The organism is Frankia sp. R82, from assembly GCF_023716925.1.
GTDB lineage: Bacteria > Actinomycetota > Actinomycetes > Frankiales > Frankiaceae > Frankia.
Genome location: NZ_JAMQQG010000360.1, coordinates 1 through 9,308, shown reverse-complemented (window position 1 = coordinate 9,308; position 9,308 = coordinate 1). Strand labels below are relative to the sequence as shown.

Here is a 9,308-nt window from a genome sequence, read left to right as displayed (position 1 = left end):
CCGCCGCCCCCACCGCCCCCACCGCCTCCGGCGGCCCCGGCCGGTCCCGGGGCGGGTACCGCGGCATCCTCGGGACGGCCGATGCCCTCGTCCGCGGTCGCGAACTCGCCGCCGACGATCATCACCAACCGGTTGTGATGGACGCCGGCCAGCAGCTCGAGGCCGGTCAGCCGGGCGATGCGGTGCGCCTCGTCGACGACCACCTCCGGCGCGTCGCTGCCGGCCCGCGCGACGATCACCGTCACGGCCGGCGGGTTGCGCCAGCCCGCCGCGGCCGCCCGCGACGGCAGGGCCCGGTCCGCCTCGCCGCGGACCACATGATCGACGATGAGTGCCTCCAGCCGGGCGTCCCACGCGCCGCGTTCCTCGGCGGCGCGGGCGTACACCACGGCGCCGGCGAACGCGATGTCGCGCGAGTACCGCAGCACGTCGGCGAGCAGGCGCTGGTCCTCGTCCGGCCCGACCAGGTTCGGCACCTCGGTCTCGATCGCCTCCACCGCGACCCGGACGAGATCCACCAGCCGGCGGAACGTCACCGCCCGGACCAGCTCGCGCGGCGCAACCCGAAAGACGTCCTCGGACAGCTCCCGAGCGTGCTCCGGGCGACGGCACCACCAGACGAACGAGGAGATCCCGGCCTGCACGACCAGCTGGATCCCGGCGCGGTGACTCGCCGACATCGCCGGGAACCAGGGCAGCACCTCGTGCATCCGGGCGACCGCGCGGGAGGCGAGCATCCCGCTGGCGAGTTCGACCCGCCGCACCGCCTGCTCGCTCGCCGGTCCGGTGCTCAGCGGTCGGGCACTCGCCATGCGCTGGTCGGGAAGGTCATCGCGCTGCTCGGGAAGGTCATCGCCGGCCATGGGCGACCCGGACGCATCCGGGGGGATACCTGCCACGCCCGTCAGCATGCCTCAGCGCCGGCCGGCAGGGTCGGATTGCGCCCGCGGATGTGACTGGCGAGCTCCCGGACGCGCCGGTCCACGCACGGACCGCGCGCAGCCGGGCGGGCCTGGCAACGGACCGACGGCCATGGGTGATGCTTGGGAGTATGCGAGATGTGAGTATCCAGGGTGACGCGATCCGGCTGGGCCAGTTCCTCAAGCTCGCCGATGTCGTCGACGCCGGCTCCGACGTGAAGGGCCTGCTGGCCGGGGGCGCGGTGCGGGTCAACGGCGAAGTGGAAAGTCGCCGCGGGCGTCAGCTCGTCCCCGGTGACGAGGTTGTGGTGGCGGGGGAGCAGCTCCGGGTCGGCTGAGCCGGGCCGGCCGGCAGCCGGATCCGGTCGGTGGTCCGAGCTTGTCGGTGGCCAGCGCTGGTCGGTGGTCAGAGCTGGTCGGCGTAGGTGACGGCCCAGGTGTGGACGCGGGCGACATAGCGGCGGGTCTCGTCGATGTCGGGGATGCCGCCCGCGGCGCGTACCGCGTCGGGCCCGGCGTTGTAGGCGGCGAGGATCAGCGAGATGCGGTCCCCGGGCAGGCCTGCGACTTGTCTGGCCAGCCGTGACTCGTAGTAGGCCGCGGTCGGGATGGCGTCGTACGGGTCCATCGGGTCGGCCTGTCCGTCGTGGTTGCCGTCCAGGCCGACCTCCCGCCAGGTGGCGGGCAGGAACTGCATGATGCCCTGGGCGCCGGCTCGGGAGACGGCGCGCGGGTTGAACCGGCTCTCCACCCAGGCCTGCGCGGCGAGCTGGGCCGCGCTGAGCCCGCCACCATAGGCGGTCACGGCCGCCTGGAACACGGGAACCAGGTCTGCGGGAACGTGGCGGTTGCGGCGCAGCACGCCACATCCCACCGTCGTGGCCAGGGCAAGCACGGTGAGCAGGGCGGCGAGGATCGTTCGGGCGGGCACCCCACCCATCATCCGGCGTGGTGTGGCGGACCGGACGAGCCGACCAGGGATCAGCCGACCAGCATGGCGCGCAGGGCCTGCAACTGCCCCTCGGTGACGCCGGCCGCCCGGGCCCAGCCGGCCGGGCTGCCCCAGCCGGCGTCGACCCCGGCCAGAAAGCCCGCCATCACCTCCGGCAGGCAGGACCGCTGACCGGCGCTGTCCGCCTGGATCTGGCGCTGGTAGGACGGACGCTCCGCCAGCCGGGCGTAGACCCGGTCGATCCGCTCGTTGGTCTGCGTGTAGTCGTCGATGATGGCCGAGCGTTCGACGCCGGCGATGCTCAGCAGCATCGCGGCCAGCACGCCGGTGCGGTCCTTGCCCGCGGCACAGTGGAACAGGGCCGGACCGGTGCCCGCGCCCGCCAGCACCTGCAGCGCGGCGGCGACGGCGGGGCCGGCCAGGCGCAGATAGTCGAGGTAGTGCTCCACCCGGTCCTGCGGGTTCAGGTCGCGCACGATCGCGGGGAACCGTGGATCGTCCGGCATCACCCATTCGCCCGGCAGAAACGACAAATGGTGGTAGGCGATGTTCTCCTGGGCAAGCAGGCCACGCCCCTCGCGCAGCGCCTCCTCCTTCGCCCGCAGGTCGAGGACGGCCCGCAGGCCGAAGGAGTCGCGCAAAACGCCGACGTCGCCCGGGGTGAGCATCTGCACCGAGTCGGCGCGCAGCCAGGCGCCATACCGGGTGAGGGTGCCGTCGACGGTCGGCAGACCGCCCAGGTCGCGTACGTTGTCGCAGCCCGTCAGTTTGAACCAGCGATCCACGTCCTGATCCTAGGACGTTCGGCCACCCGGCCACCCGGCCTTTTGCGGCATTCAATCGACGGATTGCGGTCAGCACCTATCCGGCCAGTGGTGCGTCGCGCTGCTCGGGAGGCAGCGTCCGCGGCGAGCGCGCGACCGTGGACGGACCGGTGGTGGTGGGGTTGGCGGCGGGCCGGATGGTGGCGCCGACGACCGTCGCCGCGTGGACGTCCTCGGTGATGATGGCGCCGGCCGCCACCACGGCCCGGTCGCCGACGTGGCGGAGCCCGACGATGCTTGCCTGCGCGCCGATCCAGGCCTGCGTGCCGACGGCGACTCCACCGGCGATCCGGGCGCCCGGAGCGACGGTGACGTAGTCGCCGAGCCGGCAGTCGTGCGCGATGCTCGCCGCGATGTTGACCACCACGTGCCGTCCGGTGCGCACATTCGTGGTGATGCTGGCCAGTGCGCACACGACGGTGCCAGGTCCCAGCCGGACGTCACCGCCGAGGTTCGCCCGTGGGTGGACGAGGGTGGCCGGGCGCCGTCCGTGCAGCGAGGCGTACCGGTCGATCCGTTGCCGGGCCGGGGCGTCCTCGACCCCGATCAGGTAGTCGGCGTCCAGCTGGCCGAGCAGGTCCAGCCCGCCGAGCAGCCCGGCGCCCCGGCGGGCCACCGCGCCGGGGTCCCCACCGGTCTCCCCGGCGGGGTTGTCACCGTCGGGCAGCGCAAGGAACCCGAGGAAGGTGTACGGCGCGGGGGCACGGGTGGCATTGACGGCCTCCACCACATCCAGCAGCTCCCGGCCGTGCCCCCCGGCACCCACGATCACCAGCGGACGTGAAGGACCCGGCACTCATCGCACACTAGGTTCGACACTCTCTGCAATCAAATCAACACGCAGAGTGGTTACTCGGGGGGTGGGGAGGCTGGCCGGGTGGGGTCCTGTCGGTCGCGGGACCCCCGGAAGAGTGAGCGGGGGAGCGGAGTGTCGGAGGGGTTGTGGTCGGTGGCGCGCGCCCGAATCAACTACCTTCAGTATCCATACGAATCCGGAGGGTGATTATCGGTGAAGGTAGTTGTGACGGGCGGTGCCGGTTTCATCGGTGCCCACCTGACCAGAGCACTGCTGGCCGCCGGCGCCGAGGTGGTGGTCCTCGACGACCTGAGCACGGGCGCGGTGGCGAACCTCGCCGGGCTGCCTGTGCAGCTGATCGTCGGCAGCGTCACCGACCGGACCACGGTCGAGCAGGCCTGCCTGGGCGCGGACAGCATCGTCCACCTGGCCGCGCGGCCGTCGGTGGCACGTTCCCTGCTCGATCCGATGGCGACCCACGCCGTCAACGCCACCGGGACCCTGACCGTCCTCGACGTGGCCCAGCGCGACGAGACGCACGTCGTCGTCGCGTCCTCCTCCTCTGTGTACGGCGTGGGTGGCACCCTGCCCCGCACTGAGGACGCCCCCTGCCGGCCACGCAGCCCCTATGCCGCGTCCAAGCTCGCCGCGGAGGGCTACGCGCTGGGCTACCGGGGCGGCTTCGGCCTGCCGGTGCTCGCCGTGCGGCTGTTCAACGTCTTCGGCCCGTACCAGTCGGTGGGTCATGCCTACGCCGCGGTCGTGCCCACCTTCATCGAGGCCGCGCTGTCCGGGCGGCCCCTGACCGTCCATGGGGACGGGCGCCAGACCCGCGACTTCACCTACGTGTCCGGCGTCGCCGGCACGCTGTGCGACGCGGCGCTGCGCCGACTCAGCCACCCGGACCCGGTCAACATCGCCTTCGGTACCCGTACCGACCTGCTCACGGTGATCGTCGAGCTGGAACGGATCCTCGGTCGGACCCTGCCCGTCCGCCACGTCGAGCCGCGTTCGGGTGACGTCCGAGACTCGCAGGCAGGCACGGCGACGCTGCGCACCCTGTTCCCCGACGCGGTCGGCCTCGACCTCGCCGCCGCCCTGGAAGCCACGGTCGCCTGGTACGTCGAGCGCGGCCTCCCCGGGGCGTCCGGCGTGCCGTCCGCCGTGCCGTCCGCCGCGGGCGGCAGCGCTGCGGGCGCGAGCGGCATCACGTCCGGTGCGCTCACCCCCACCGTCGCGCCCGCTCGTTCCGCTCGCACCGCTCGGCCCACCCCGGACGCCCACCGAGAGCACCTGTCGGACGCGTCAGGAGGGTGACGTGGGAAGGGCCGGGTTGCTGCGATGGCGGGCCGGTTGGCGGGGGATCAGGCCGGCGGCGGTCGCCGGTGCGGACGGCGCATCCGTACCGGGGCTGGCATCCGTACCGGGGCTGGTGGCGGTGGGCGGCGTGATCTGGGCGGGGAGGGCGGGTGCCGCGGCCTGAGCCGGGACGGAAACGGTTGGGATCGCGAGGCCGGGAACAGTGGTGGCGGGAGCAGTGGTGGCGGGAACACTGGTGGGAGCGGGCGTGGCGGCGGGGTGGGCCAGGGCGGCGAGGTGGGCGAGGACCTCGGCGCGGGGGGCCCAGGGGTCGAGCGCGAGAGCGGCGGCGGGGTCGAGGGCGGGCACGTCGACGTGGGAGATGAGGGGATGGTGGGGGCGGCGGTCGGACTCGCCGTCACCGAAGAGCTCCTCGTGCAGCTTTTCGCCGGTGACGAGGCCGGTGTAGACGATGTCGACGGGACGCGGTTCGCGGGCGGCGAGGCGGCGGGCGACGTCGGCGATGCGGACGGGTTCGCCCATGTCGAGAACGAGGGCCTCTCCGGCGGCGCCGAACGCACCGGCCTGCAGGACGAGCTGGACGGCCTCGGGGATGGTCATGAAGTAGCGGGTGACGTCGGGATGGGTGACGGTGATCGGGCCGCCGGTGGCGAGCTGGCCGGCGAACACGGTGAGCACGGAGCCGTTGCTGCCGAGTACGTTGCCGAACCGGACGCTGACGAAGGTCCCGGAGGCGTCGGCGGCGACGTGCGCGGTGAGTCGCTCGGTGATCCGCTTGGAGTAGCCCAGGGCGCTGACCGGGTTCGCCGCCTTGTCGGTGGAGATGTTCACCAGCCGGTCGACGCCGCAGGCCGCGGCAGTGCGCAGGATCGTGAGGGTGCCCCACACGTTGGTCTGCACCGATTCGCCGGGGAAGCGTTCGAGCAGCGGCAGGTGCTTGAGCGCCGCGGCGTGGAAGACGACCTGCGGGCGGCGCTGCTCGAACAGCCGGGTCATCAGGTCGACGTCGCGGATGTCACCGAGGATGATCGACTCGTCGTCGAGCATGGCCTGCCCGGAGATTGACAGCTGGACGGCACGTAGTGCCGATTCGTCCCGGTCGACCATGATGAGTTCGGCCGGGGCGAACGCGGCGATCTGGCGACACAGTTCGGAGCCGATGGAGCCACCGGCTCCGGTGACGAGTATCCGCCGTCCGCTCAGATAGCCGGCGGCGGCGGTCATGTCGGTGGAGATCTGGCGGCGTCCGAGCAGGTCGGCGAGGTCGAGGTCGCGGATGTCGGCGACGCCGACCCGGCCGTCGATCAGATCGGCGACCCGGGGAACGACCTTCACGGCGAGCCGGGCGTCCTCGGCGATTCTGGTGATCTCCCGTAGCAGGTGCGCGTTCGCGCTGGGGATCGCCACCAGCAGGGTGCGGGCGCCGCTGGCGGCGGCGGTGGTGGCGATCGCCTCCCGTCCGCCGCGGACGGGGACGCCGAACAGGCGCAGGTTGTGCAGTTTCGGATCGTCGTCGAGCAGGGCGACGGGGTAGTAGGGGCTGTCCGTGGTGCGCAGCATCGCCGCCAGCACGCTTTCCCCGCCGGCTCCGGCGCCGAAGACGAGCAGCGGTTCAGTGCCGGCCCGGTCGGGGCGGCGCGCCTGTTCCTCGACGAGTCGCCAGGAGTAGCGGACCCCGAACATCACGACCAGAGTCACCGTGCCGCCCAGCGGCGGGACGCTGAGTGGCATCGGTCTGGGGGATCCGAACGCGGCGATGACGACGAGCAGCCCGACGATCGTCAGGACCACGGCGACGAGCAGCCCGAGGACCTCCTCGAACCCGCCGAAGCGATAGCGCCCCAGGTAGAGGTGCAGCGCGGTGCCCAGGAAGTGGAGCAGGCAGACCGCCAGCGCACAGATCACCCAGAAGCCGAGGCTGGACAGTGCGCCGAGGGTGAAGTCGAACCGGCCGATCTGGGCAGCGGTCAGTCCGACGACCATCGCGAGGCTGTCGAGCGCGACCTGCATCCCGACCCGCTGGCGCAGGTCCAGCCGCGACACGCGCCGCGCCAGGTGTGCCGTCCACCGGACGTCGACCGCGCCGTCTACTCTACGTCTCCACATGAGGTCATAGAGTAATGGTAACTGAGAGTAAAATAATCGCTACCCGTCGAGTATGTTGGGGTCGTACTCAATGACGACGGGTAGTCGGGGTGTTCGTCCCGGGAGGGTGGTCGACGAGTGGAACTGCGCGACTATGTCCGCGTCCTTCGCCGCAGCTGGATGCTCATACTTGCCATCGTGGTGCTCGGCGGGGGGCTTGCCGGTCTCCTGACCTGGCGCTCGGTGAAGATCTACGCCGCGTCGGTGACCATGGTCGTCTCCTCGCCGGACAACGCGGACGGCGCCGCGTCCGCCTATCAGGGCGGTCTGCTTTCCCAGCAGCGGGTGAAGTCCTATGCCAACCTGGTCGCCAGCGACCGGGTGGCGGCGGCGGTCATCGAGAAGCTGCGCCTGCACACCACGCCGGAGGATCTGCGCGCCAAGATCGTGGCAGCGGCCGTGCCGGACACGGTGCTGCTCAGGGCAACCGTCCGTGATCATGATCCACATCAGGCGCAGACCATCGCGGACGCGGTGGGCACGCAGTTCTCCCGGGCCGTCGCCGAGATCGAGGCACCGTCCGACTCGGAAACCCCACCGACGGTGCGGGTGAGTGTCTGGGAGCGGTCGAAACTGCCGACCTCCCCGGTCTCCCCGCAGCCCACCCGCAACTATGCGCTGGGCATTCTGCTCGGGCTGATCCTCGGCATCGGCGGGGCCGTCCTGCGCTTCCGGCTGGACACCAGCCTCACCAGCCAGGAGGACGCGCGGGCGGTCACCGGCCTGCCGAACCTCGCGATGATCATCTTTGACGCGGATACCGCCCGCCATCCGCTGATCACCAGTGCCCGGCCGCACTCCGCCCGCGCCGAGGCGTTCCGCCAGCTGCGCACCAACCTGCAGTTCGTCGACGTCGACGCCGGCCCGCGCTCGATCATCGTCAGCAGTGCGGTACCCGGCGAGGGCAAGACGACCACCGTGTGCAACCTGGCGATCAGCCTGGCGCAGAGCGGCCATCGGGTCTGCCTGATCGAGGGCGACCTGCGCCGTCCGTCGTTCGGCGCCTACCTGGGCGTCGAGTCGGCCGCCGGCCTCACCTCGGTGCTCATCGGTGCCGCCGACCTCGACGACGTGCTGCAGCCCTGGGGTGAGGGCCGGGTCGGTTCCGGACGCATCGAGGTGCTCGCCTCCGGTCCGGTGCCGCCCAACCCCAGTGAGCTGCTCGGCTCGCGGAACATGGCCGACCTGCTCGACGTGCTGCACGCCCGGTTCGACTTCGTCCTCATCGACGCGCCGCCGCTGCTGCCCGTCACCGATGCCGCGGTGCTCGCCAGCCGGGCCGACGGCGTTCTGCTCGTCGCCCGGATCGGCCGGACCCGCCGGGAGCAGCTGCGCCAGGCCGCGGACGCCCTGCGCGCCGTCGATGCCCGGATGGTCGGCACCGTGCTCAACATGGTCCCCACCAAGGGCCCGGACGCCTATTACTACGGCCAGTACACCAGCTACGCCCCACATGGTCGCCACGGTCGGGTCGCCGAGCGGGCCCGTCGAAACATCGCCTCGGACGCCGGCGTGCGGGCGTCCCGGCCGGAGGATGCAAGCCATCCGCTGCTCGACGGCGACGCGGACGTCAGCCCGGCCCCCCTCGAGGCCGACCACCGTGGTGTCGCGACCGCCGGCACCGATCTCACCCGCACCGACGTCCTCCGGCCCGAGGCCGTCCGCTCGGAGGCCAGGCGGTCCGGCTCCAGGCGGTCCGGGTCCAGGCGTACCGATGACGCCGACACCTCCGCCGATGTCGATCACGGCGCCGAGGTCAAGTCCGCCGGCGCCGGCGAGGCCGAGCTGGCCGAGGCCGACCGGGCCGGTTCCGCCCCGGGTGCCGCGGCCAGTCGTCGACGTGGATCCGGCCGCGGCCTGCCATCCGGCCGCGGCCTGCCATCCGGCGACGGCCTGCCATCCGGCGACGGTCGTGGCACCTCGTCCGGGGTGGCCGTGCCGTCCGCCCGCGAGCCGATCGACGCCGAGCATCCGCCGGCCGGTGTTGGCGGGCGGGCCGGTCGGGCATCAACGAGGTTGTCCGCCGCCGGGCGGGCGCGACCCGGTGGGCGACGAGACGACCGAGGGGAACCGGGCGCCGACGAAGTGGACCCGGCCGGGCCGGCTGACGCCGGCTCGGATCGGTGACGGCGCGGGAATCGGGGGAACCGCAACAACCATCATCGACCCGGCCGACCGGTCCGGGCCGGACACGCCTGGACGCGCCGCACACCCACCTGGACGTACCGCAGGTCATCCCACGCCAGCCGGGCGCGGACGACGCCCCGGACACCACCGCCCCTGGCCCCGGTCCCGCCGGCGAGCCCGGCGCGGCCCGCCACCACGCGGACGCTGCCAGCACGTCGACGTCC

General features: G+C 72.5%; 7 protein-coding genes and 2 pseudogenes. 4 read left to right on the top strand and 5 right to left on the bottom strand.

Annotation, left to right across the window (positions count from 1 at the left end; genetic code table 11):
* Positions 1-863: pseudogene (locus tag ND747_RS28725) on the bottom strand (hypothetical protein); the annotation flags it as partial.
* Positions 864-1,051: 188 nt separating this feature from the next.
* On the opposite strand from ND747_RS28725, the gene ND747_RS28720 reads away from it, so the two are divergent.
* Entirely contained in the window at positions 1,052-1,258 is a 207-nt protein-coding gene (locus ND747_RS28720; RefSeq protein ID WP_251737387.1) for an RNA-binding S4 domain-containing protein, read from the top strand.
* 68 nt (positions 1,259-1,326) lie between these two features.
* On the opposite strand, the gene ND747_RS28715 is transcribed toward ND747_RS28720, so the two are convergent.
* The 3 genes from ND747_RS28715 to ND747_RS28705 form a co-directional block, all read right to left on the bottom strand.
* Positions 1,327-1,860, bottom strand: a complete 534-nt coding sequence (locus tag ND747_RS28715; protein WP_251737388.1) for a lytic transglycosylase domain-containing protein — start codon at positions 1,858-1,860, stop codon at positions 1,327-1,329.
* Between the two features lie 41 nt (positions 1,861-1,901).
* Positions 1,902-2,657, bottom strand: a complete 756-nt coding sequence (locus tag ND747_RS28710; protein WP_251737386.1) for a tyrosine-protein phosphatase — start codon at positions 2,655-2,657, stop codon at positions 1,902-1,904.
* Between the two features lie 76 nt (positions 2,658-2,733).
* Positions 2,734-3,468, bottom strand: coding sequence for an acetyltransferase (locus ND747_RS28705; RefSeq protein ID WP_251737385.1), 735 nt, complete (start codon positions 3,466-3,468; stop codon positions 2,734-2,736).
* Between the two features lie 237 nt (positions 3,469-3,705).
* On the opposite strand from ND747_RS28705, the gene ND747_RS28700 reads away from it, so the two are divergent.
* Complete coding sequence (locus tag ND747_RS28700) at positions 3,706-4,809, top strand: NAD-dependent epimerase/dehydratase family protein (RefSeq protein ID WP_251737384.1); 1,104 nt, start codon at positions 3,706-3,708, stop codon at positions 4,807-4,809.
* On the opposite strand, the gene ND747_RS28695 is transcribed toward ND747_RS28700, so the two are convergent.
* Positions 4,798-6,918, bottom strand: a complete 2,121-nt coding sequence (locus ND747_RS28695) for a nucleoside-diphosphate sugar epimerase/dehydratase (RefSeq protein ID WP_251737383.1) — start codon at positions 6,916-6,918, stop codon at positions 4,798-4,800. The two genes, ND747_RS28700 and ND747_RS28695, sit on opposite strands and share 12 nt — an antisense overlap.
* A gap of 117 nt (positions 6,919-7,035) precedes the next feature.
* Between ND747_RS28695 and ND747_RS28690 the strand changes: the two genes are divergently transcribed.
* Together ND747_RS28690 and ND747_RS28685 are read left to right on the top strand one after the other, a co-directional pair.
* A complete protein-coding gene (locus ND747_RS28690) occupies positions 7,036-9,084 on the top strand; it encodes a polysaccharide biosynthesis tyrosine autokinase (protein ID WP_251737382.1) in 2,049 nt (682 codons plus the stop codon).
* Positions 9,081-9,308, top strand: a pseudogene (locus tag ND747_RS28685) (hypothetical protein); the annotation flags it as partial. The gene ND747_RS28690 and the pseudogene ND747_RS28685, both read left to right, overlap by 4 nt.